This window comes from Shewanella sp. MBTL60-007 (assembly GCF_019654915.1).
GTDB lineage: Bacteria > Pseudomonadota > Gammaproteobacteria > Enterobacterales > Shewanellaceae > Shewanella.
The window spans coordinates 14,477-38,509 of record NZ_BPET01000017.1 but is presented as its reverse complement, the minus strand read 5'-3'; the positions used below and the strand labels follow the sequence as shown (position 1 = coordinate 38,509).

Annotated in this window: 17 protein-coding genes; 7 read left to right on the top strand and 10 right to left on the bottom strand. The window is 45.6% G+C overall.

Translation table 11 applies throughout. The features are described from left to right. The first annotated feature begins 240 nt into the window (after nt 1-240). The 5 genes from K5Q92_RS08030 (at nt 241) to K5Q92_RS08010 (ending at nt 7,896) form a co-directional block, all read left to right on the top strand. Nucleotides 241-1,884, top strand: a complete 1,644-nt coding sequence (locus K5Q92_RS08030) for an L-lactate permease (protein WP_220768485.1) — start codon at nt 241-243, stop codon at nt 1,882-1,884. A 103-nt stretch (nt 1,885-1,987) separates the two neighbouring features. Continuing rightward, nucleotides 1,988-4,807 (top strand): FAD-binding and (Fe-S)-binding domain-containing protein, encoded by a 2,820-nt coding sequence (locus tag K5Q92_RS08025; protein ID WP_220768484.1) that lies wholly within the window; start codon nt 1,988-1,990, stop codon nt 4,805-4,807. Nucleotides 4,808-5,196: 389 nt separating this feature from the next. Beyond that, complete coding sequence (locus tag K5Q92_RS08020) at nt 5,197-5,940, top strand: (Fe-S)-binding protein (RefSeq protein WP_220768483.1); 744 nt, start codon at nt 5,197-5,199, stop codon at nt 5,938-5,940. An 8-nt stretch (nt 5,941-5,948) separates the two neighbouring features. Then, the gene (locus K5Q92_RS08015) at nt 5,949-7,322 is read left to right on the top strand and encodes a lactate utilization protein B (RefSeq protein WP_220768482.1); all 1,374 of its coding nucleotides are present in this window, start codon (nt 5,949-5,951) and stop codon (nt 7,320-7,322) included. A gap of 4 nt (nt 7,323-7,326) precedes the next feature. Beyond that, nucleotides 7,327-7,896: an LUD domain-containing protein gene (locus K5Q92_RS08010; protein WP_220768481.1), complete on the top strand. Its 570-nt coding sequence runs from the start codon at nt 7,327-7,329 to the stop codon at nt 7,894-7,896. A gap of 99 nt (nt 7,897-7,995) precedes the next feature. Here K5Q92_RS08010 and K5Q92_RS08005 read toward each other — a convergent pair whose 3' ends face one another. The 7 genes from K5Q92_RS08005 to K5Q92_RS07975 form a co-directional block, all read right to left on the bottom strand. Continuing rightward, nucleotides 7,996-9,150, bottom strand: coding sequence for an energy transducer TonB (locus K5Q92_RS08005; RefSeq protein WP_220768480.1), 1,155 nt, complete (start codon nt 9,148-9,150; stop codon nt 7,996-7,998). Between the two features lie 55 nt (nt 9,151-9,205). After that, nucleotides 9,206-10,564, bottom strand: a complete 1,359-nt coding sequence (locus tag K5Q92_RS08000) for an MATE family efflux transporter (protein ID WP_374758443.1) — start codon at nt 10,562-10,564, stop codon at nt 9,206-9,208. 140 nt (nt 10,565-10,704) lie between these two features. After that, nucleotides 10,705-11,817: a GTP-binding protein gene (locus K5Q92_RS07995; RefSeq protein ID WP_220768478.1), complete on the bottom strand. Its 1,113-nt coding sequence runs from the start codon at nt 11,815-11,817 to the stop codon at nt 10,705-10,707. 159 nt (nt 11,818-11,976) lie between these two features. Continuing rightward, nucleotides 11,977-12,324: a hypothetical protein gene (locus K5Q92_RS07990; protein WP_220768477.1), complete on the bottom strand. Its 348-nt coding sequence runs from the start codon at nt 12,322-12,324 to the stop codon at nt 11,977-11,979. A gap of 206 nt (nt 12,325-12,530) precedes the next feature. Then, the gene (locus K5Q92_RS07985) at nt 12,531-13,868 is read right to left on the bottom strand and encodes a DEAD/DEAH box helicase (protein WP_220768531.1); all 1,338 of its coding nucleotides are present in this window, start codon (nt 13,866-13,868) and stop codon (nt 12,531-12,533) included. A 105-nt stretch (nt 13,869-13,973) separates the two neighbouring features. Continuing rightward, nucleotides 13,974-17,015 carry an EAL domain-containing protein gene (locus K5Q92_RS07980; RefSeq protein ID WP_220768476.1) on the bottom strand — a complete coding sequence of 1,014 codons (3,042 nt, stop codon included), beginning with the start codon at nt 17,013-17,015 and terminating at the stop codon, nt 13,974-13,976. A 349-nt stretch (nt 17,016-17,364) separates the two neighbouring features. Continuing rightward, entirely contained in the window at nt 17,365-17,805 is a 441-nt protein-coding gene (locus tag K5Q92_RS07975) for an OsmC family protein (RefSeq protein WP_220768475.1), read from the bottom strand. A 174-nt stretch (nt 17,806-17,979) separates the two neighbouring features. On the opposite strand from K5Q92_RS07975, the gene K5Q92_RS07970 reads away from it, so the two are divergent. Further along, complete coding sequence (locus tag K5Q92_RS07970) at nt 17,980-18,456, top strand: thioesterase family protein (protein WP_220768474.1); 477 nt, start codon at nt 17,980-17,982, stop codon at nt 18,454-18,456. Between the two features lie 67 nt (nt 18,457-18,523). Here K5Q92_RS07970 and K5Q92_RS07965 read toward each other — a convergent pair whose 3' ends face one another. Together K5Q92_RS07965 and K5Q92_RS07960 are read right to left on the bottom strand one after the other, a co-directional pair. Next, on the bottom strand, nt 18,524-19,999 hold the full coding sequence (locus K5Q92_RS07965; protein WP_220768473.1) for a bifunctional diguanylate cyclase/phosphodiesterase: 1,476 nt from the start codon (nt 19,997-19,999) through the stop codon (nt 18,524-18,526). 126 nt (nt 20,000-20,125) lie between these two features. Then, complete coding sequence (locus tag K5Q92_RS07960; RefSeq protein WP_220768472.1) at nt 20,126-20,968, bottom strand: HDOD domain-containing protein; 843 nt, start codon at nt 20,966-20,968, stop codon at nt 20,126-20,128. A 289-nt stretch (nt 20,969-21,257) separates the two neighbouring features. Between K5Q92_RS07960 and yegQ the strand changes: the two genes are divergently transcribed. Further along, nucleotides 21,258-22,625 (top strand): tRNA 5-hydroxyuridine modification protein YegQ, encoded by a 1,368-nt coding sequence (gene yegQ / locus K5Q92_RS07955; protein WP_220768471.1) that lies wholly within the window; start codon nt 21,258-21,260, stop codon nt 22,623-22,625. A gap of 118 nt (nt 22,626-22,743) precedes the next feature. On the opposite strand, the gene K5Q92_RS07950 is transcribed toward yegQ, so the two are convergent. Beyond that, entirely contained in the window at nt 22,744-23,988 is a 1,245-nt protein-coding gene (locus K5Q92_RS07950; RefSeq protein ID WP_220768470.1) for a carbohydrate porin, read from the bottom strand. Nucleotides 23,989-24,033: the final 45 nt, after the last annotated feature.

Below are 24,033 nucleotides of genomic sequence, written 5' to 3'. Positions count from 1 at the left end.
TACATCAAACTCGAAAACTGTGAGCGATCTCACTAACAGTATAATCAACCACAATTAGGGCAGAGCATGATCTAGATCATCTTTGTTAATTACTAATTCACGTTTAGTACACACCCTACCCGTCACAACTAAAGATAAACAGAGGCTCGGGTAGCAACAATTGAAGTGAGTCGCTCAAATTTAGTCATTTGAATTAGAAATTGAAGCTAGTTACAGCAATATAAATCAAACGAGGCAAGCATGACCTTTATTCAACTACTCGCAAGCTTAACGCCGATTATCAGCGTAATGCTGTTCTTAGTCCTACTCCGGATGCCAGCATCGAGAGCCATGCCGATTTCGATGGTATTTACGGGGCTTGCAGCCGTATTTATCTGGCAAATGGACACCACCTTCCTTGCCGCTTCAGTGGTTGAGGGCTTACTTTCAGCATTAACGCCATTGACCATTATTTTTGGCGCTGTGTTTCTGCTTAATACGCTTAAGTATTCCGGTGCTATGGATACCATTCGCGCGGGTTTCACCAATATTAGTGGTGATGCACGCGTACAGGTGATTATCATCTGTTGGCTGTTTGGCTCGTTTATTGAAGGCTCTGCAGGATTCGGTACCCCTGCCGCAATTGGTGCGCCACTGCTGGTGTTACTTGGTATTCCCCCTATCGCCGCTGCGGTAGTAGCGCTGATTGCCGACTCAACTTCAGTTTCGTTCGGTGCTATCGGTCTTCCCGTTCTGTTTGGTATGGAGCAAGGACTGACTCAGGGCGGTAGCAATATGGCTGCACAGCAAATTGCACAGCATGGGGGCAGCTTCGCCGATTACGCACAGTTTATTGCGATGCACATGATCACTATCGACCTAGTGACGGGCACTCTGATCCCATTAACTATGGTTGCGATTCTGACTGGATTCTTTGGCCGTAATAAGTCGTTCAAAGAAGGCTTAGCCATTTGGAAGTTTGCCCTGTTTGCAGGCCTTGCCTTCACAGTTCCAGCATGGTTAATCAACTATTTTGCAGGCCCAGAGTTCCCATCGGTTATCGGTGCACTTGTCGGTATGGCGCTTGTCATTCCTGTCGCTAAGAAAGGCTATCTACTGCCAAAAGAGCAATGGAACGACTTTGCTGAAAATGACGGCCAAGAGCGCAAAGAGTTAGACACTGAGGTTAAATTCTCGCAAATTGCGGCTTGGTCCCCTTATCTTATTATGGCTGCGTTGCTAGTACTATCACGTACTGTAGCCCCACTAAAAGCTTGGTTATCTAGCTTTAACATCAGCTGGACTGGATTATTAGGTACTGAATTAAAAGCTGGCTTTGCAACACTGTATGCCCCTGGTGCCTTCTTTGTCTTAGTCTGTATCCTTGGTTTCTTCCTTTTTAAAATGAAGTCGCCAGCCATTAAAGAGTCTATCTCAGTCTCTTGTAAGTCTATGGTACCCACCATTATCTCCCTTGGTGCATCTGTACCTATGGTGAAGATCTTCCTTAACTCCGGTGAGAATGCATCGGGCCTTGCCTCTATGCCTGTTGCGCTAGCCGATACCTTAGCTAACACCATGGGCGCAGTTTGGGCTTGGGTGTCACCCATTGTTGGTATTTTCGGTGCCTTCCTATCAGGCTCAGCCACCTTCTCAAACATGATGTTCTCCGGCCTGCAATACAGTGTTGCCGATAATATTGGCGCTAACCACGCACTGATTTTGGCGATGCAAGGCATTGGTGCTAATGCCGGTAACATGATGTGTGTGATGAATGTGGTTGCAGCGGCAACGGTTGTTGGCATGGCAGGACGCGAGTCCGAGATCATTCGTAAAACAATGCCTGTAGCACTAGGCTATGCTTTAGTCGCAGGTACTATCGCAGCGGTTTGGGGTGGCTTCTAGCCCTTCTTATCTCTGGCAAGACGATAAACAGAAATAATAATATCGAGAAAGCCGCACTAACTGCGGCTTTATTCACTCAAAATATGTGTGTGAGATAAAGTTCATGTCGATTAATTATGAAGCAGTATTAAGAGATTTACGTAGACAAGTGGGTGAGCACGCCGCCACCAACGATCCGGTCCGCCGTTTTGCTTGGTCTACCGATGCTAGTTATTTCCGCATCGTACCTGAGATCGTAGTTCACGCCGATACCTTAGAGCAAGCCAAACGCACACTCGCAATTGCTCGCACTTATGGCGCGCCAGTCACTTTTAGAGCAGCGGGTACAAGCCTTTCAGGCCAAGCCATTGGCGAAGGCATTTTGCTTATCCTCGGTCATGACGGCTTTAGAACCCTCACCGTAAGTGAAGATGCGTCGAAGATCACCTTAGGCACAGCTGTTATCGGTGGCGATGCGAACGCAGTACTCAAGCCTCTAAATAAGAAAATTGGCCCCGATCCCGCCACCCTTGCTTCAGCTAAGATTGGTGGCATCGTCTCCAACAACGCCTCGGGTATGTGCTGTGGTACAGCGCAAAATAGCTACCAAACGATAGCTTCGGCCAAGTTACTATTTGCCGATGGCGCTGAGCTCGACACAGGTTGTCAAGCGTCAAAAGATGCCTTCACTCAGTCTCATCCACAGTTACTCAAAGAGCTTACCGAACTCGCTGAGTTAACCATTAACAACACCACACTTGCCGATCGCATTCGCAAGAAGTTCTCTATTAAAAACACCACGGGCTATAGCCTAAATGCACTGGTAGACTTTGCCGATCCATTTGAGCTCATTAATCACCTGATTGTGGGTGCCGAAGGTACACTGGCGTTCGTTGAAGAGGTCACCTATCACACGGTCGATGAAGCACGCTTTAAAGCCTCTGCCATGGCGGTATTTTTCAACATGGAAGATGCTGCTCGCGCGATTCCGCCACTGGTTGGCGACAGTGTAGCTGCTGCAGAACTATTGGACTGGGCCTCTATCAAAGCTGTAACAGGCAAAGAAGGTATGCCACTATGGCTATCAGAACTGCCTGAGGGTGCCTCGATTCTATTGATTGAATCACGCGCGAATGATAAGCAAACCTTAGATCGCTATACCCAAGATGTCATCGCCAAGCTTTCCCATATCGAGACAGAGCGTCCGATCACATTCAGTGATGACCCAGCGGTATTTGGTCAATATTGGGCAATGCGTTCGGGTCTGTTCCCCATTATTGGTGGCGAGCGCCCTAAAGGCACCTCTGTAATCATCGAAGATGTTGCCTTTGAACTTGAACATTTAGCCGCAGCGGCAAATGATTTGACCGAGCTATTCCATAAGCATAACTACCCTGAAGGTGTTATCTATGGACATGCGCTTGCGGGTAACTTCCACTTCATCATAACACCAACCTTTAACTCTCAAGCCGATATCGAACGCTTCCACGCCTTTATGCAAGATGTCGCCGAGATGGTGATCAATAAATACGATGGTTCGATGAAGGCCGAACACGGCACAGGTCGTGCGGTTGCCCCTTTCGTTGAAATGGAATGGGGTAGTGACGCTTACACCTTGATGAAACGCATTAAGCAAATTTTTGATCCTGAAGGCCTATTAAACCCAGGGGTTATTCTTAACGATGATAACCAAATTCACGTTAAAAATATCAAGCCATGTCCTGTAGTTGATGACTTAGTCGATAAGTGTATCGAATGCGGCTTCTGCGAGAAAACCTGCCCAACGTCAGCGCTAAATATGTCGCCACGTCAACGCATTGCGACCTTAAGAGAGATCGAGCGTCTAGAGCAATCTGGTGACAAGCAAGCCGCAGAAGAGATGCGCGCCGCCGCCAAGTATGATGTGGTCGATACCTGCGCCGCCTGTCAGCTTTGTACTATTGCCTGTCCGGTAGATAACAGCATGGGCCAGCTAGTACGTAAACTCAGAACCCCTTATATCACTAGCACTGAGCAGAAAGTGCTCGACTTCCAAGCTAAGCACTTTGGCGCGGTAAATCAGGTGATCAGCACAGGTTTCGATGTGCTCGGTACTATCCACAAGATAACCGGGAGCGCGATAACTGGCGCAATAATGAAAGCCGGACGCGTAGTCAGCAAAGAAGTGCCCTATTGGAACCCTGATTTTCCAAAAGGGGGCAAGTTACCAAAACTGACCGCCCCTATTCCGGGTCAGGAAACCGTGGTTTACTTCCCTGCTTGTGGCGGCCGTACCTTTGGCCCTACACCAAAAGATCCCGATAACCGAACCTTGCCTGAGGTCATCGTGACTTTGCTTGAGCGTTCTGGTTATAACGTCATCACACCGGAGAAGACCCGTGAACTGTGTTGCGGTCAGATGTGGGAGTCTAAGGGAGATTTTAAAAACGCCGATGCTAAACGCAAGGAGCTAATTGAGGCTGTTGCGGCCATGACCCAAGGCGGCAAACTACCGGTTATCATCGATGCACTCTCATGTACTTACCGTACTCTTGCAGATGATAAGTCACTGACCGACAAAGTCGAGATTGTCGACATGGTTGACTTCATCCATGACAAACTGCTCGACAAACTTACTATTACGCGTCAGAAACCCGCAGTAGCACTACACTTGGGTTGTAGCGCGCGCAAGATGAAAGTTGAGCCAAAGATGGAAGCGATTGTCGAAGCCTGCAGCAAACAGGTTGTTCGCCCAGCTGGAATCGACTGCTGTGGTTATGCCGGTGAAAAAGGCTTGTATAAACCAGAAATCAACGCCAGTGCACTGCGTAATATTAAAAAGCTCATTCCCGTCGATGTGAGTGAAGGCTACTACGCTAACCGCATGTGTGAAGTGGGTTTAACTCAGCATAGCGGCATATCTTATCGTCATTTGGCTTATCTACTAGAGGAGTGCACTCGCTAAAGCCTTTTAAAGTTAAGCCTAAATTTCAGCAATAACCTTCTCTTTAGGGGCAGCGACTGCCCCTAATTCTTTTCATTTATCATCAAGATAACTCCAGCCTCAACCAAACAAACCATTTTTAGTCATTCAGATTATCAACCTAGAGTATAAACTCAACAATTAATATATTAAACAAGCATATAGCTTATTTTCATTTTTGCAAAAATGCCTCTTTTTATTTGCTAAATTAGCACTACTTTTTACAAGGTTATCGGCCTATATTTATAGTCTGAATAAATATACGTGAATGTCCGCTTACTAAAAAGTCGGCTTTTTGAGCAGGCTTTTTGCGGCTACTTTTACAGTTAGAAAGTCGCTAACAATGTCTGCAAAATAGAAGAGAAAACATAATGAAGATCGCACTTTTCATTCCGTGTCTAGTGAATCAGATGGTCCCTGAAGTGGGAATAGCCACCTTAGAATTATTAGAAAAACTCGGACACCAAGTCATACTGCCAAAAGGCCAAACATGCTGCGGCCAGCCCATGACAAACTCAGGTTGTTATAACGAAGCCAAGAAGACCACCATGAAACTACTCAATGCTTTCAAGGGCGTTGAATGTGATGCTATCGTCTGCCCTGCCGCTTCCTGCCTCGTTGCCGCTAAAGAGAACTTTCATGAGTTCGATAGCAGCCCTGAAGCTCAGGCTGTCATTAATAAACTGTATGAGTTAACCGAGTTTCTTCACGACATCTCTCCTATTCCAGCCTTTAGTAAGCCTTTCCCACACAAGATCAGCCTACAGATGAGCTGCCATGGCATTCGCATGCTCGACTTAGCCACCCCAAGTGAGCAAATGGGGCCAAGAATGAACAAGTTCGAAGCTGTACTTGCTGCGATCCCTGAGATTGAAATTGTCTATCCAGATCGCCGCGATGAGTGCTGCGGCTTCGGTGGCACCTTCGCCCTTGATGAAGGCGCGGTATCAGCCAAGATGGGCAAAGATAAAGCCCAGGCTCACGCCGAAACTGGCGCAGCCTATGCCGTTGGCTTCGATCCCTCTTGCTTACTGCATATCGATGGTATGGTCAGACGGCAGAAACTGCCAATTGAGACTCGCCATATCGCTCAAATCATCAACGCAGCGCTTTAGGAGAAGATATGTCTAGCTCTAAATCAGCGGTACATGCCCATAAAGCGGAGATCTTCTGTAAAGATGAGTCTCGTGTCGATTGGCACTCTAAAGCCCTTTGGGTACTTCGCGAAAAGCGTGACCGCGCGGCAGGAAGCTTGCCAGAATGGGAACAGCTACGCCAAATCGGCTCTGAGATGAAGCTACACACGCTAACCCATTTAGCGCAGTATCTCGAAGAGTTTGAGCAAAACTGCCTCAAAAACAATATTAAGGTGCACTGGGCTAAAGATGGTGCAGAGCATAACCGTATCGTGCATGAAATCTTAGCCAAACATCAGGTCAAAAAGCTGGTTAAGTCTAAATCTATGCTCACAGAAGAGTGTCATATGAATCCATTTTTGGAGCAGCGTGGCATCGAAGTGATAGATACCGACTTAGGTGAGCGTATTATCCAGCTTGCAGGGCAGCCACCATCACACATTGTAGTGCCAGCGATTCATCTAAAAAAAGAGGAAGTGGGCGATCTGTTCCATGACAAACTCGGCACAGATGCCGGTGCCTCAGATCCACTTTACTTAACCCGCGCCGCCCGTGCACACCTGCGTGAACAGTTCCTGTCTGCCGATGCAGCTATGACAGGGGTTAACATGGCGGTTGCTGACACAGGCGCGGTGGTGGTGTGTACCAACGAAGGCAACGCCGATATGGGTGCCAACTTACCTAAGTTGCAACTGCACTCAATGGGTATCGACAAAGTCGTGCCTAACATAGACAGTGCAGCCGTACTGCTACGTACACTCGCCAGAAATGCGACTGGCCAGCCGATCACCACATACAGCTCTTTCTATCGTGGCCCACAAGAGGGTGGCGAGATGCATGTCATTATTGTCGATAACGGCCGTACCGATATGCTAAAAGACAAGATCTTAGCCGAATCACTGAAGTGTATTCGCTGTGGTGGCTGTCTCAATACCTGCCCTGTTTATCGCCGCAGTGGTGGCTACAGCTATAACTACACCATTCCTGGTCCAATCGGCATCGCTGTTGGGGCTAAAACCGATGACACTAACTCTATTCCTTGGGCCTGTACCTTATGTGGCAGCTGCTCTTATGTATGTCCAACGAAAGTACCACTGGATAAGATCATCCATCACCATCGTCGCCTAAAAGCCGAAGCCGGGAAACTGCCTTACGGCAAGTCAGGCTATATGCCGCTAGTCGGCAAGTTAATGGCCAGTGAAACGGCGCTAAATTGCTCGATGAGTATTGCCCGTACGGCACTGAAGATCCTACCAGGCAGCCTATTGAAACCATTCTCAGGCGCTTGGGGTAAATATCGCGAGTTACCTGTGGCACCAAATTCAAGCTTCGAAGCTTGGTTTAAGAAAAATAGAGGGTAGAAACATGTCTAGTAAACACGACATTCTTAACGCGCTAAAGAGCGCCGCAATTGCGCCTCAAGCCATGCCTGTTATCAAGGTTGAACCGCGCATTGATGACTTAGTTGGTCAGTTTGAAACCAGCCTAAATACCGTTGCTGGCACCTTGCACCGTGAAGGTGGCTTAGCCAAATTACAAGCACAAGTTGATGAGCATATCGCTCAGGGCATGCAGATAATCTCTATGGTTGAAGGAATTAAAGGCAACCGCGAGGTGACCGACACCGCCCACCAGCTAAGAGATATCGATTACGCTGTGATCCCTGGAGACTTAGGTGTCGCCGAAAATGGCGCTATCTGGGTCAACAACAAAAACCTTGGTCACCGCGTGACGCCGTTTATCTGCGAAAACCTATTCTTAGTATTAGATTCGAGCACGATAGTGGCTAACATGCATCAAGCCGCAGGTAAGCTAACCTTAGACTCCGGTGAGTTCGGCACCTTTATCGCAGGGCCATCAAAAACCGCCGATATCGAGCAAGCATTAGTTGTTGGTGCCCACGGCGCGTGTAGCTTAAACGTGTATTTGGTTTAACCCTAGCAATACCGCTATACAGGATCAAAAAAGCCCTAATTTATATTAGGGCTTTTCACCTATTTCAGAACGTAATATACGCACTGAATAAAATTAGATTTATCTTTTCTCGACATAGTATTCTAAATTAACCTTAAGCCCTTTTGCCTCAACCGCTTCGCCATCAATAAATTTAGGGGCATAACGCCATTGCTTTAATGCTATCAGTGATTCTGTTTCGAACTTACTGCCACCGTTAGACTCTATCACCACAACATCTTTCACAAAGCCCATTTTATCTATGGTAAAACTCATATGCGTACTACCACTTTTTCCAGCTTTCAAATAAGAAATCGGGTAATCAGGGTGCTTACGAAACAATGGGGTAGGCTCTATATCTTCCTTCCATGGCTTCATATTGCCAATGGCAATACAGTGCTGGGTGGACTTTTCACTCTCACCTTCTAGCTCATAAATCTGCACTAATTTAGCATGAGCTGCCAGCTCATAGGGATGATTGTAATCAAGCTTTTGAAATTGAGTGATGACACCTAAAAACAGCTCTTCTGCCTCATCATAATCTTTTTCTGCAAAGCGTACATTGCCCACTCTAAAGCTCGTTAGCACTCGCTTCATAGCATCTTCTGGCAACAATTCACTGTAGGCTTCTTGTGCATCAAAAGCATAATTACGCACTTTACGGGTGTAATAACGGGAATTAACCAAACGTTCGAAATAGGCCATTTTGGTATCTGCTATTAACATTGCATTATCAGAGTCTTCAGCAATATCTAGGGCATCATCCAAAAACTCGCGCGCATATTTTTTACTGCTGGCATCGCTTAGACCTAAAAGCGGGTCAATAAGCTCGACAGCTTCTTCACCATAATGCTTACTGTAGATCGCTAATGTCTCTTCAAACAAATCATATGCCTGAGGCTGTCGCTTTTTCTTTTTCTTTTTCGTTTTCGCTTTCGCTTTCACCTCTGTATCAAACGTCTCTTTAGGCATATTAGTGATTAATGCGTTACCTGCATTTAATGCCAGCATCGCGGTATTAATATTATCGCCACCAAACTTCACCTTACCTAGCTCATAAGCTTGTAACGCATAAAGCGCTACATCTGATTGATTTTCTGCGGTTACTGCGGCTTTATAGGCTGAATAGGCCTCACTAAATTCGGAGGCAAAAGTGGATGAAGAAAGGCTAACTGCAGTTGTAAAAACTGCCGCCAATATAATATTGCGATGACTAACACTTCGCTTTGTAAACATGAAAAATCCTTATTTCATTTTATTCTTAATATGCATCCTATAAAAAGGAAAAGCGTTAAGCTAACAATTTATTATGAGTTCGCTTCATAATCCAGCCCATCCAAATCACTAAAATTGTGCTGCAGGTTGCTAGCGAAATCCATACACCCGGTACACCAAACGCCCAAGCAAACACCCATAAGATAGCGCTAAAGAGGATCAATTTAGCCCCGGTCAAAATAGAAGCTTCTTTAGAGTAGTTAATGGCTTGGAAGAAGGAGGCCCCAACTAACAGCAGTCCTTCCATCGGCAAGCCCCAGAAATACCAACGCATGCCTTCTGTGGCAATAGGTGTAAGCAAGGCATTGTCCCCAGCAAATATATACACAAACACCTCAGGTACTGCATAGATAAAGACTAAGCCAAGCCCCGCACAAACTAAGGTTACAGAGAAGGCCATTTTCAACGCCTGCTTAACCCTGTCGAATCGTTTAGCTCCAGCGTTAAAACTTAAGATCGGCTGTACGCCGAAGGCGATACCTTCAAACAAGAGATAGAAGAAGGCCTCTGTGTAACTCACGACGCCATATGCAGCAACATGCAGCGGCGTGCCCACGGCAAGAAACGCCACATTGTGCAGCGTTAGCACCACGGTTAGATACATATTCATTAGGAAGCTAGGGATACCGACACGGATAATATTGACACAGTGATCCCACTTAAGCTTCATCTGCTCAAGGTTGATACCAATTTCGGTTTTACTGCCAAAGAAATGCTGTAAACACAGTGCACCAGTAACGGCCTGGGAGATCATAGTCGCAATTGCCGCCCCCATTAACCCATAGGGAAAAACCACAATTAACAGCCAGTCGAGGACAGTATTGAGTACGCCACCTAAGATTAAAACAAAGGTCACAAATCCAGGACGACCATCGTTCCTAAGTAGCGCGGTAAATGCCATCGACACGATAGGGAAAGTGCCTAGAGCAAAATACCAAAACAAATAATCATCAGCGCTATTTAAGATCTCTCCCTCGGCACCAAGCAACACCAAGATATCTCTTGAGAAATAACAGCCAAGTAGCGTGGTGATAAAACCTGAGATCAAACACAGACTAAAGGTATTACCCAATATGCGCCGCGCAATATGAGTCTCACCTTGTCCCTGATGAATTGACACTAGCGCCGCGCCCCCCATGCCCAAGGTAGCCCCTATTGCATAGAGGATTGCAGCGATGGGATATGCCAAGATCATGCCCGCAAGGCCAACTTCACCCAAATAATGGCCGATAAACATACCGTCGATGGTCACGTAAATCCCCGTCACCAGCATAGATAGAATTGTCGGTATGCTATAACGCCAAAATAGCTTGGCTATTGGCTCTGTGATCATCGGCGAATCGACTGTGACTCGATTCGTTTCAGCTGGCGGCATAGGGTGGGTCATGGTCATTCTCTAATTATTGTTATTATTTTCGCCGATATACAGCTCTGTTGCTTACAGAGCGACTAAGATACTTAAAATAGTCATGAGTTAACATGCAAGTATGCAAAATTGGTCTTTAAAATGGATAGCTAGGCGCCAAGTCGCAAAGATAGCGCGAGCAAAGCTGCCTCCACAGCTTGGATATCAATTTTTGACATAGAAAGCAGCTCAATACGTGAGTCCATGGCATCATCGATCTCTACGATAGATAGCTCCGAGTCAACACGGTTAAAACCAGCAATCCCCTCTTCGGTAATCATTACGGCTTTAAGCCTCACAACATCTAACTCTTTGATTAAGGCTACTAACTGTTCAAAGTCGAACTCATAGCTTGGCTCAAACACCCAGCCACAACTATAAAAACCATCACCTTGATTGGTCTTTCGCTGCAGCCCGCGTTCATCAAATTGATTGTATTGACTCCCTGCGGAATCGGTATCTTGCTCTGAAAAGAGCGGGCTATAATTTAGATCAATCAGACGCGGCTCTTGAATGGCTCCTATTACTTTAGGCTCAACGCCAGAAACAGAGTTTGCTGCACTATTTGAACTAGTAGAGGTCACGCCTTTATGAGGAAGGTCTAACAAGGCTAAAATTGATAGACTGAGCTCGTCCGCTTGTTTAAGGCTCCATGGCTTGACAGTAATGGCTTGTCTATCAGCGCCTTTGACTAATTCAAGGTGATCGGTTAATCGCGTCATGAGTGAGCCTTTATAGCTATCTGCCTTACTCGCTAGTACCAGATCGGCAACACGTAACTGCTGGTTAAAGATCTCATGCTCAGTATAGCGACTATCATCGAGCTTTCTCGCATCCACTAAGGTGACACAAGCTTTCATCGCTAATACTTGTCGATAGTGAGGTTGAGTCAATACCTTAAGCACCTCTTCAGGATGACCTAAGCCCGTTGGCTCAATCAGTAATCTGTCAGGCTTAGCTTTGGCGATAAGTTGATTAATTGCCACTTGCATAGGTAAGCCTGCAGCGCAACACATACAACCACCCGCGACTTCCTTGATCTGTACCTGTTGTTTGTTGCTATTGAGTAATCCAGCATCTATGCCTATCTCACCAAACTCATTGACCAATACAGCCCACACCTCTGCCTCTGGCTTATGCTGCAATAGGGCTTTAATCAAAGAGGTCTTACCGACGCCTAAAAAGCCGGTAATCACATTGGTTGGGATAATGCTCTGGATCATAGTGCTAGCTCATTCTATCGAATAGCCAGTGATTCTAATCCCTAAGAGGCTTTAATGTCACCCCATAGCCTTAACTAAGGGGCGTGATAATGGCCTTCATAATCTATAGCCTACATATAATGATAAGGGCTTAGAACTAAGGCCCGCTAATGATGGCGCCTAATCAATATAATGCTTATCGATATAATCACACCATTGTTCTGAGTCTAACTTTGGATTTGCCTCGTTACCTCGGATCCCTAGCTTAAACTCGACCACACTGCGCCACTCCATTGAGCCAAGATCGGGTCCATGCCCTTGGCCATCACCTGTGAAGACTTTTTTTTCGACTTTCTTAAACCAGTCTAAATTACAGCCATTTGGGTTAGACTCTGTTGCCGACGCAGGCTTAACTTCGGTTTGCTGCACTATCGATTGTTCTGAACTCGCTTGTTCATCATTAACGGCGCAGCCCAGTAGCAAACTTGTCACAGTTACAACCACGCCTAAGTTCACTAACTTACTCATCACTGTCTCCTCTTGTCATCGTTAAATACTCTGCTTCTATCTAGGTTTGAAAACTACACTAAACTCAGTCCAAGCTTCTTCATTAATAGCGCGAGGATTATCCTTTATATTTTTAGTTTAAAGGAGTTACCTTACCCCATAAAAAAAGTGAACACACGATTAATCGATGTGTCCACTTTCTGAAGCTGAATTAACGAATATGGGAGCTATTTCTTAGCTTTGTCTTTCGAGCGACCATAGGTACTCTTACCCGATGTTGCGCCACGGAAGCTACTCTTTCCAACGGCGTTTTTAGCCGTGCGATTTTTATCCTGATACTTTCGTTTATTATGACTCTTCTCTTTAACAGGCTTAGCTACCACATCACGATAACGTGCGGGTAGAGGCGCCCCCTCTTCATAGCCTGGCATAGTGATGCACGGCAAGCTCTGGCCGATTAACAGTTCAATCTCCTGCAACATGCTCTTATCTTGCGGTGATACAAACGAGATAGCGTGACCAGCAAGGCCTGCGCGTCCTGTGCGGCCAACACGATGTACATAGTCCTCGGCGGCAAATGGCAGTTCAAGGTTAATCACCAAAGGCAGGGCTTCAATATCTAGACCACGAGCAGCCACATCGGTCGCCACCATGACCCTTAATTTGCCAGACTTAAACTCTTCGAGTGCGCGATTTCTTGCCCCTTGAGTCTTTTCACCATGAAAGACGGCGTTTTTCACACCATCAAGTTTTAACTCGGTATGTAGATGCTCGGCACTCTCCCGAGTGCTAACAAATACTAAGACTTGCTGCCAATTATTACGACCAATCAGTTCTGACAGTAGCTCGGCCTTACGGCGAGTATCGACTAAATAAACTTCCTGAGTGATAAGGCTTGCCGTGGTCGATGTCGCAACATTGATCCATTCAGGCGCAATCAACATCTTCTCGGCTAGCTTTTTCACCTCTTCACTATAGGTCGCAGAGAAGAAAAGCGTTTGATGGCTAGCAGCGACCAACTTTTTAACCTTTTCGATATCGCGAACAAACCCCATATCCAGCATGCGGTCGGCTTCATCTACGACTAAATGAGTCACATTCGAAAGATCCAGACCGAATTGACCAATATGATCGAACAAGCGGCCCGGTGTAGCGACCAGAATATCAACTCCTGCTTGCAATGCTTTACGCTGTGGATTCATGTTTGAGCCACCATATACCGCCGTGGTCTTAAAGGGTAAGAACTGCGCGTAGGCGGTAATATTATCGGCAACTTGAATGGCAAGCTCGCGGGTTGGCGTCAACACCAATACCCTCAGCTTAGGTTGATACTCAAGTTCAGCCTCACATGGTGCTGAGAAGTTATATTCCTTAACTAACCTGTTTAGCAGTGGCAGGGCAAATGCGGCTGTTTTACCAGTACCGGTTTGCGCACACGCCATTATGTCTTTACCTTCCATGGCAACGGGTAAAACCTGCGATTGAACTTGGGTCAATTGCTGGTATCCGCGCGCAGAAACTGCATCTAATATTTTGGAATGTAAATCGAATGCATCAAAGTTCATGGTCGGCTCAATAGAGTTAATAAGAGTATAAGGAATAAAAGTGAGCGCGGAGTCTAGCAAAATACCGCGCCAGATAATAGCCAAGATAAAACCGACTCTTTTTAACTAAGCTCTTTCTATATGAGGGGTCTCAAGGTAGGCCTGCTCAAACTTTTCAACCGGCACAGGTCTTGAAAATAGATAACCTTGGCCATAATCACAGCCCGCACCAGCTAATACCTTACGTTGGTAATCGGTCTCGACCCCTTCAGCTATCACCTTCATGCCCAATTTATGGGCCATGACGATAATCGCCTCACACAGGGTAAAATCATCACTATTACTGTCTAGGTTTCGAGTAAAAGACTGATCAATCTTTAGAAAATCAATCTCAAACTTCTTAAGGTAGGCCAATGAGGAGTAACCCGTACCGAAATCATCCAGCGAGATCTGTATGCCGGAGTCACGATATTGCTTCAACCTAGAAGAGATAGCGCTATTGCCATCGAGCAATAAGCCCTCAGTGATCTCGATACAGATGTTGTTATTGGTTAAATTCAGTGTCTTTAACAAAGATACCCAAGATTCAAAGCTCTCACCATCATCTCTAAACTGAACGGGAGACTTGTTAATGCTTATCTGTACTTCGACTCCGAAACGATCACGCCATAGCGCACTCTGCCGCGCCGCTTGTTGAAAAACCCAGTTACCGATTTCAATAATCAGCCCTGTTTCCTCTGCAACCGCAATAAACTCTATTGGCGAAACCAGACCTCGTTTAGGGTGGCGCCAGCGGATCAATGCCTCAGCCTTAAGTCTCTGCTCCCCCTGCATACAGACGATAGGCTGGTAATAGAGTTCAAATTCTTGATTAGCAATAGCCTGACGTAAATCTTGAATTAATCGCATCCTATACTTCGCGTACCGCTGCATCGAGGGGGTGAAATAATGAAAACGATTTCGGCCTTCATCTTTGGCGGCATACATCGCCTGATCAGCATGCTTTAATAGCCCCTCAATAGTCGAGGCATCATCGGGATAAAGCGTAATGCCTATACTCCCACTAATATAGGCCGTTTCCTCGCCCAAGTTATAGGGTTCCGCAATACGAGTTAAGATATGCTTAGCCACCTTATCTACACCTTTGATATCGGTGATCCCCGATAAAACTATGGTAAACTCATCGCCTCCCAGCCTTGCGACTACATCCGTTTCCCGAATACAGCCTTTAAGACGCTTGGCGGTTTCTGTTAGCAGCATATCGCCCATGTCATGACCTAGTGTGTCGTTCACCTCTTTAAAGTAATCTAAGTCTAAAAACATCAGAGCAAAATGCAGCTCTCGAGTATCTGACTTCAAAATCTCCGCATTAAGGTAGTCAAGCAACATGCGTCTATTAGGTAAACCTGTTAACGGGTCGTAGTTCGCCTGCTTCCATATAATCTGCTCGGCTTGCTTCTTTTCGGTGATATCGGAAAACAGCGCTACGCGTAACTGGCTCTGGGCTTCGGCATCGAATAACGTATTTAGCGTGAGCCAAACCACGAACTCCTCACCATTTTTGCGCCTTAGCCATACTTCCCCCCGCCAACGCCCTTCTTCCTCGAGAGCCAGGTTCATCTGCTCATAGGCGCTGCGATTGTTACGGCTACACTGCAATATCCTAATATTCTGATGCTTAACTTCCGCTTCACTGTAGCCAGTAATATCTGAAAACGCCGCATTGATATTAATAATATGCCCTTGCTCGTCCTGCACGCTCATGGCTTCACAGCTATTGTTATACACAGAGGCGGCCAGCTTTAATGACTCCTCAACCCGCTTTCTTTCGGTGATATCCGTATGAATACCGCACATCCTTATGGGGCAACCGCTTCGATCGCGGCTCATCACTTTGCCTGAATCTAAAATCCACAATGTTTCTGCGGCTTGATTACGGATACGGTACTCAATTTTATGCTGCTCGCTTTCCCCGTTTAGATGAGCCTCTATCGACTTAAGTACTGCAACTCTATCCTCGGGGTGAATCGCATTAATCCATAATTCAGGCGACCGATTGAGGGTTTCGACATCACAGCCCAATATGGCAGCGCTGTGCTCATTACGTTCAATAACATCACTACGAATATCCCAATCCCAAAAACCCAGTCCACTACTGCCAAGCACTAACCCCAATTGCTCTTGACTCGCGGCTTTGTCTTTCTCAGCTTGCTTTTGAGAGGTACGATTCAACAGTCCTGTAATGATTAACTCGACTTTTGAGTGCACTCTTTGACAGGCCACCGTCATGTGGGTGTACACCATCGACTCATCTTTTGCGATAAAAGCGACATCGAGCTCAAATTCGTCAACCTCTCCCTCGATCATCTGAGCAAAGTGATGCTTATACAGATGGAAGTCGCCGGGAGACACCAACTCCTCCCATGAGACCCGCAACAGTTCCTCCTCGGTATACTTCAACATCTGACACAAGTTAGGATTAACTTTAATCCAGCTATGATCGACATCGGTTATGGCGATGGCCATATTTCCGCTATGAAAATGCGACTTAAACAATAGGTGATCCTGTAACTTGAGCTTTTGCTCTCGCTCAATTTCGATGCGCCGAGATAATAGCAACCCCAATAAAACTGTCGTGATAGGAAAGATAAGCAACAAAGGAATAGTGACCTGTTTTAGTAGAGCGATGGCCATTTCGATAGGCATGGTCAGGCCCCAGAGTAATGCCACACTATTAGTCATAAAGCCAAAGGCCCATAACTCACTGATGCGAATATCCTCTATATCACCTTTACGATACTTTCCCCAAAGGTAACCAATGAGGCCTGATGTCACTATAGTACCTACGCCTGACCATGCGGCAATCCCACCTTCACTCAACCGATATACGCAACTTAGAACCACCGCGACTAAAGTGGGAATACCGCCAAAAAATAGGCCACAAATACTGAGAATTATGGTTCTTGAATCTAAGAAAACCCCATCACTGTACTGCCAGGGCATTAACATAATAGAGATGGTGATAATGGCAACGAGAAGCCCGCTACCGATACGCCATAAGATAGCTAATGAACGTTTTTTAGTCCGCGGGAAGGCGTCATAGACGAGTACTATGGCAAGTAATAAGGCGGCATTTTGTATGAGTGAGAGAATTAAGCCTTGTTCCATAAGAAGCTATTCATCCTTGATAAATTCTTTTAAAAATTATTTTTATAGTTCATAACCTATTCTAGAAGACGACCATTAAGCCTCCTACAAAGATAAACACTAAATAGCTAAATTTCAAAGAACTTAGACGAAATATTCTACTAATTAATCATCAGCTGAGGTAAAAGTTATGGTAGAGCAGAAAACCATTAAGCGCGATAGAAGGTCCCTTTTATAGCGACTAACCACATCGCGAATCTGGGAATGAATCATAGAGGAGTGAATCAATCTTAAGGTATAAGCCGCTTAAGCAATCGAGCAATATTTCATCACAGGTGAGTTATGATGAAATATTGCCTAACACTGACTGTTAACCCGCTTGATGGGTCACTAAAGTCGGCTTAAGTAAGTTGTCATGAACAGGACAACGATGACAGACAGTATCGATAAACGTCTGTTTTTGCTCTTCGGTTAACGGCTCATTATTAACTGCAGCATCCATCTCGACTGTGATATCGATATGTTTAAATCCAACCGGATCGTCGGTAGCCTTACCCAGCAGACCTAACGTATTTAACTGGGCCTTGATGGAGACATCAAAATGGTTAAGTGCGACTTTTTGCTCTCTGGCGACCATTCGAGCTATGGTAGAGATGCAACCAGCAAGAGAGAATATAAAAGTCTCTAATGGGTTCGCCCCCTCATTACCCGCTGTTGGTTGGTCGATGACTAACTGGTGCTCTCTTACCTGCGCGGTAACCTTCCAGCCTTCTCCCATATGTGTTTTAACTTCAACGCATTTTTCTGCCATCTCAAACCACTCCATTAGATTTATTTCAATGAGATTATTCTAATGGTTATTCCGACAAAAACTCAAGCACAGCTCACGCTTTCTCCAATTTTTCAGTAAGTCGATTTACAGGTCGCTTACTGTGATAAACTGCCCCTAAACATCCTACACAGACGAAACTAAAGCTAATTATCTATGTCGCAAACTCAATCTCTGCAGTCAAATACCTCTGAATCTAAACCCGTTCAGTACAGCAAGACTTACCACTTCCCCGTTCAAATCTACTATGAAGATACCGATTTTTCGGGTGTGGTGTACCACCCTAATTTTCTAAAGTATTTTGAACGTGCCCGCGAGCATGTCATAGGAGCAAACGAGTTAGCTAAGTTATGGGATGAACATGATTTAGGGTTCGCCGTATATCGTAGTGATATGCTTTGCCACGATGGTGTGGAGTTTGCCGATATTATCGATATTAGAACCAAGTTCTACTTTGAGAGTAAATACCGTACGGTTTGGTTACAGGAGATCTGGCGCCCCAGTGGCAAAAAGCCTGCCGTCACAGCCCAGATTGAGATGATCTGCATGAATAAGAAACGTCAGCTAAGTCCAATGCCACCACAATTAATTGGTCGCCTAGGTGAAGCCTTCTCTGAAACTGTTATTTTTTAAACGCAGCCCAAACAACAAAGGTAAGTCTGCAATCTAGCCAGCGACTTACCTGTTTATTTTTAGCGTGTTACGCCTTACTTATTTTTGGCCAGCGGGACTCCAACTCTTTAGCCGTTAAAGGCTTAGAAAAAATATCACCTTGAACTTTATCGACGCCCATACCGAGCAGTAACTGTAATACATCTTCGGTTTCCACCCCTTCGACAGTCACCCTAAAGCCAAGGCCTTTAGCTAAACGGATACTGGTATCCATAATATGGCGAGCTCTTTCGTCAACTTCTAAATCATCCAAAAATGCCTTATCTATCTTCACTTCATCAACAGGTAAGTACTTAAGGTAAGCTAACGAGGAGTGACCTGTACCAAAGTCATCGATAGCCACATCGATGCCAATTTGACGTAAACGTTTAATGGTGGCAACCGCTCCGTTGAGATCTTGCATCAGCTTGCTTTCGGTGATCTCTATCGAAATCACATCCGCTTTGAACTGGTACTGCTCTAGCCTTGCTTCTATGCCACTGATCAAAGAGACGTTACGCAGATCTTGAGTCGATAGGTTAACCGCTACTTGCAGCTTTATCCCCCTTTGCAGCCATAGGGCCTGCTGAGCAAAAACCTCGTCCAAGACCCATTGGCTAACGATATCTATCATGCCGGAATATTCGGCTAATGGAATAAACTCCGCGGGAGAGATATTACCCAGTAACGGGTGATCCCAGCGCATTAACGCCTCTACTTGATGGCAACCTCCTTTGGGAATGCTTTGTTTGGGTTGATACACCATATAAAGCTCACCGTCACGCAGCGCCTTAGCAAGACTATTAATAATCGACACTTCTCTTAACTGCACGACATCATCACCCAACAAGTACTCTGACAGTGCCACATCGTGGGTCTTGGCTTTTTTTAGCGCTAAGTCGAGCCTACGTAGCATGGTACTAATATCACTATGAAACGGCTCTAACGCCAGATGTCCCATCTGTACTCTTGTGGTAATGATGCTCCCAAAAATGTCATAGGGAAGCTGTAATCTATCGATAAGCAACTTTAGTTGCGGCTCGGTCATTGCACTGGTGAAATAGATAAGAAACTCATCTTCATTCATCCTGGCAATCAGCGAACTTTCGGGGGCAAGGCTTCTCACTCTGGCGGCTATCTGCTTAAGCAGCTCATCGCCAAAGTTAAAACCAAATAGGTCATTCACGTAGCGAAAACGATAGATATCGAGTAGCACCAAACTACCTTTATCTAACGGCATCATGGCCGCCATCTTACGCTTCATAGTTAAACGATTATCAAGCTCGGTGAGTTTATCTCGTTCAGTTTGTCGAGTCTGGGCATAGAGCCCTGTAATTAGCTCATGTAAGTTAGCCAATTTAGCGGCTATAGAGGGCGGACTAGAGGAGAGTTTGATATCTTTAAGGGAGAGATTGTTAAACAGCTTATTAACTTGATTACGCAGTCTATGGTGTTGCCACAATACCCATACTAACAAAATGAGCAGTAATAAACACACAGCGGAAATCATCCTAAAACTGTCCATATATGAGTACTTTATCCGTTCTAAAATCTCAACTTATTCTGCTATAAACTATAGCGCCTAGCCGCACCTACGCCACTAAACACTATAGTTTCCCTTTGCTCACTAGCACTATATTAGTGGGCTCACTTATTCGTAACTAGCCTTAATAGATTGATAGGTCTCTAAAAATTTTTCGCTGGTCAATTCTTCGGTCGATACAGGTAAGCCGCGCTCAATAAATACAGCCATTCTTTGCTCTAAATCTGCACCCGCTTTCAGCTCCCCCGTATAAAAAGCAGCAGCTCGAATGAAATCCAAATATGTAACTCGCTCCGCACTATAAGTAAGATCGGCCCAGCGTTCGACCACTTCCATCACATCTGGCGAAAACTCCCAGCTGCTCAATACTGCACGGCCTAGCGGCCCCTGTAACTTTTTAACCAAGCTACGCAATAACTCAATGCTATCGAATAACTCCGGCTGTGCCTCAGCCTCGGTCAATACAGGTAATGCCCCGATATTATGCACAAGTCCAGCAAGTGTCATAGTGTCATAATTTAGGTTACTTCCCGGATGGGTCTCATTATATCGCTGTAACATGGCACATGCAGCAGAGGTAACATCAATTGAAGAGTTCCACACCTCATCCATCACCTGCCATACCATCTGATTAGTCGAGATGAAGAGTTGCTCCATCGCTATCGAGGTTGCAATCGACTTTATCTGCATCAGACCGATACGATTAATCGCAGCGTTAAGGTTATCTGCAGGGATCCCGCGGCTGTATAGGGCACTATTAGCGATGCGGATCACCCGAGCTGAAATTGCTGCGTCTTGACCAATGATCATCGCCACATCTTTGAGGCTGGCATCGTCTCGGCCAGCAACCTCCTGCACCCGCATCGCTACCTCTGGCAAGGTAGGTAAGACTAAGGCGTCTGATTTTAACTTTTTCAACAAACCAACTAATACTTGATGCTCTGTAGACATCCCGACTCCCTTACTATTCGTATTAATTTGCAGCGAATTGAGTATATCAGCAGAACGCTTTAAGCGTGTGTTCAAAATGTTATTAAAAGGCTAATACTTAACCAGGTGCCACGATTAGCGTCAAATCGCTTAAAAATTGATAACCAGATCACAAGACTTTATAATAAACGACCCAGATCGACCTGAATCCACTTATTATATACGGCTGACTTTCTTGCATTAGCACACCCGCATTCAGTAAAATGCGCGGCCGATTGTCGAGCCCTTATCCGTTAACAGAGAAGCTATTATGTTTAAACCTGAGCTATTATCCCCCGCCGGTACGTTAAAAAATATGCGTTACGCCTTTGCCTATGGCGCCGATGCAGTTTATGCTGGCCAGCCAAGATATAGTCTTCGCGTACGTAATAACGACTTTAAAATGGAGAATCTGGCTGCTGGTATTAAAGAAGCCCACAGCCTGAACAAAAAGCTCTATGTGGTCAGCAATATTGCACCGCACAACGCGAAACTGAAAACCTACATCAAAGATATGGAGCCTGTGGTTGCTATGCAACCTGACGCATTAATCATGTCTGATCCTGGTCTTATCATGATGGTACGTGAAGCGTTTCCAGATCAAGTCGTGCACTTGTCGGTTCAGGCAAACGCCATCAACTGGGCGTCGGTTAAGTTTTGGGAATCTCAAGGTATCAAACGAGTCATTCTTTCTCGCGAGCTATCTCTTGATGAGATCGAAGAGATACGTCAGCGCTGCCCAGATATCGAATTAGAAGTATTTGTTCACGGGGCACTTTGTATGGCCTATTCTGGTCGCTGCCTATTATCTGGTTATATCAACAAGCGTGATCCTAACCAAGGTACTTGTACCAATGCTTGCCGCTGGAAGTACGATGTCCATGAAGCCCAGCAAACAGAGAGCGGCGATGTGGTTGCCGTTAATCCTGAAGTACAGATTGAAACACCAACATTAGGCGCGGGTCAGCCTTCAGACCAAATCGTACTGCTTCAAGAAGCAGGACGTCCAGGCGAATATATGCCAGCGTTTGAAGATGAGCATGGTACTTACATCATGAACTCAAAAGACCTACGTGCAATTCAACACGTAGAGCGCTTAACCAAGATGGGCGTCGACTCACTTAAAATTGAAGGTCGTACTAAGTCTTTCTATTATGTTGCGCGTACCGCACAGCTTTATCGCCAAGCGATTGAAGACGCAGTCGCGGGTAAAGACTTTGACCGCACCTTGATGCATAACCTAGAAGGTCTTGCACACCGAGGCTACACCGAAGGCTTCCTACGTCGTCACGTACATGATGAATACCAAAATTACGATTACGGTTACTCAATCAGCGATACGCAGCAGTTTGTGGGCGAGTTCACAGGCGTTCGTAATGAAGCAGGTTTTGCTGAAGTTGATGTGAAGAACAAGTTCCTTGTTGGCGACAGTGTTGAGGTGATGACACCACAAGGTAACCTAACAATAAAGGTTGATAGCCTAATTAACCGCAAAGGTGAAAGTGTTGAGGCAGGTCTGGGTTCTGGACACTTTGTATTCCTAGACGTCCCTGCAGGTGTTGAGCTAGACAAAGCCGTGTTACTACGTAACTTGCCACAAGGGCAAGATACCCGTAACCCGCATCAGCCAACTGCTTAATACTCCTTACCTGAGCGGTATTGCAGAGCTCTTAAAACCGTTTTAAAAAGAACGCTGCAAGTATAAAAGGCCTCTAAATAGAGGCCTTTTTCGTATGGATTTATTATGCGTAAGCTTATTAGAACGCCACTCTCGCTCTCAAACCAAGCACCCAAGTATCATCCTCTGTTGAGATAGCAGGGTTATCAATATATTGAATATTAGGGGTTAGCTGCACAAACTCACCAATACTCATGTTGTAATAAAGCTCTGAGGTAAATTGCCTGTCGTCAGTAACGCCATAAGCCTTACCTAAGCTTTCATTCACCTCACTAAAATTTATCGCAAAGCCTAAGTTATTTTTCTCACCAGCTAAACCAAAGTAACCCACTCCCAGAGTTAAGGATTTATCGTATAGCGCCACATCCCCTTCAGATAATCCGCCACGGACAAAAGGCATGATTTGCGGCGTAACAAAGAAACTGGCGGAGAAGTTGACCCCTTGGCCGCTTTCGCTTGGCTGAGTAAGATTATGTTGGGTACCGCCATCAATATGCCAAAGAGTCAGGTGTACATTGTCGGTATAAATATGCTCCTGTGATGCCGTCCAGCCAAACTCCAATGAGGTGAACAGCTTATGGTCATTAAACAGAGTCTCAAAGCCATCTAAAGGCTTATCAGAGCGCCCCTTCGCATCTGCAGCACCAGCAATAATATAAAAATTATCATCGAGCATATGACCAACTGCAATCCCTAAAATCCCATCGTCAGGCAGGCCAATTGCGCCAGCCCCTGTACTAAATGCGAGATTGGTAAACCCCGTCCACGGACTTGCTAATGCATAGGTATCGACATAATCGGATGTATCTAAGTAGCCCGCCATTAACGCAGTTTTACCCTGATTAAATTGCTGCTTCCAATACAGGTTGGTCAGTCGGCCGCCTTGGTCGCTATATGCCGGACCTATCATGCCAATGTAGCCAAGTCCTGGCTCAATAAATGAATAGGCTTTAGGCGCGGTATCGGTATAACCATGTCGATGCTCAACTTTCCACACTAAGCCACCCACATTCCCCCCCTCTAACCCAGTAAGATTCCAAGAACCGTAAAATCGAGCAACACCCGCCGCAGAGTTATCGTCCCCGCCTTCGGTAGGCGAACTTGCCGACAACCCAAGCACTTGATAATCAAGCCCTATAGTCAGGTTATGTTCACTGGCTAGGTTTTCACGCCAAGATTCTTTCTTGCGGGTATTCTCTTTGATGGTGTTATCAACGGTATTTGGGCTACCAAAGCTGGTACTGGCATAACTCACAGCGCTAAATAGGCTGCCACCACAAGCAAAGCAGGCTCCGATTAAAACTGCTATACGCATTGTATTCATACAGGTTTCCTTGTTTACGCGTCTTTCATTCCATGTGTATCAATC

What these genes read in the sequence shown, in the direction of transcription:
- K5Q92_RS07965 (WP_220768473.1), bottom strand. Translation starts at nt 19,999, where the DNA reads ATGGACAGTTTTAGGATGATTTCCGCTGTGTGTTTATTACTGCTCATT.
- K5Q92_RS08005 (WP_220768480.1), bottom strand. Translation starts at nt 9,150, where the DNA reads ATGTTTACAAAGCGAAGTGTTAGTCATCGCAATATTATATTGGCGGCA.
- K5Q92_RS08015 (WP_220768482.1), top strand. Translation starts at nt 5,949, where the DNA reads ATGTCTAGCTCTAAATCAGCGGTACATGCCCATAAAGCGGAGATCTTC.
- K5Q92_RS07980 (WP_220768476.1), bottom strand. Translation starts at nt 17,015, where the DNA reads ATGGAACAAGGCTTAATTCTCTCACTCATACAAAATGCCGCCTTATTA.
- K5Q92_RS07970 (WP_220768474.1), top strand. Translation starts at nt 17,980, where the DNA reads ATGTCGCAAACTCAATCTCTGCAGTCAAATACCTCTGAATCTAAACCC.
- K5Q92_RS07950 (WP_220768470.1), bottom strand. Translation starts at nt 23,988, where the DNA reads ATGAATACAATGCGTATAGCAGTTTTAATCGGAGCCTGCTTTGCTTGT.
- K5Q92_RS07975 (WP_220768475.1), bottom strand. Translation starts at nt 17,805, where the DNA reads ATGGCAGAAAAATGCGTTGAAGTTAAAACACATATGGGAGAAGGCTGG.
- K5Q92_RS07995 (WP_220768478.1), bottom strand. Translation starts at nt 11,817, where the DNA reads ATGATCCAGAGCATTATCCCAACCAATGTGATTACCGGCTTTTTAGGC.
- K5Q92_RS07990 (WP_220768477.1), bottom strand. Translation starts at nt 12,324, where the DNA reads ATGAGTAAGTTAGTGAACTTAGGCGTGGTTGTAACTGTGACAAGTTTG.
- K5Q92_RS07960 (WP_220768472.1), bottom strand. Translation starts at nt 20,968, where the DNA reads ATGTCTACAGAGCATCAAGTATTAGTTGGTTTGTTGAAAAAGTTAAAA.
- yegQ (WP_220768471.1), top strand. Translation starts at nt 21,258, where the DNA reads ATGTTTAAACCTGAGCTATTATCCCCCGCCGGTACGTTAAAAAATATG.
- K5Q92_RS07985 (WP_220768531.1), bottom strand. Translation starts at nt 13,868, where the DNA reads ATGAACTTTGATGCATTCGATTTACATTCCAAAATATTAGATGCAGTT.
- K5Q92_RS08030 (WP_220768485.1), top strand. Translation starts at nt 241, where the DNA reads ATGACCTTTATTCAACTACTCGCAAGCTTAACGCCGATTATCAGCGTA.
- K5Q92_RS08025 (WP_220768484.1), top strand. Translation starts at nt 1,988, where the DNA reads ATGTCGATTAATTATGAAGCAGTATTAAGAGATTTACGTAGACAAGTG.
- K5Q92_RS08020 (WP_220768483.1), top strand. Translation starts at nt 5,197, where the DNA reads ATGAAGATCGCACTTTTCATTCCGTGTCTAGTGAATCAGATGGTCCCT.
- K5Q92_RS08000 (WP_374758443.1), bottom strand. Translation starts at nt 10,564, where the DNA reads ATGCCGCCAGCTGAAACGAATCGAGTCACAGTCGATTCGCCGATGATC.
- K5Q92_RS08010 (WP_220768481.1), top strand. Translation starts at nt 7,327, where the DNA reads ATGTCTAGTAAACACGACATTCTTAACGCGCTAAAGAGCGCCGCAATT.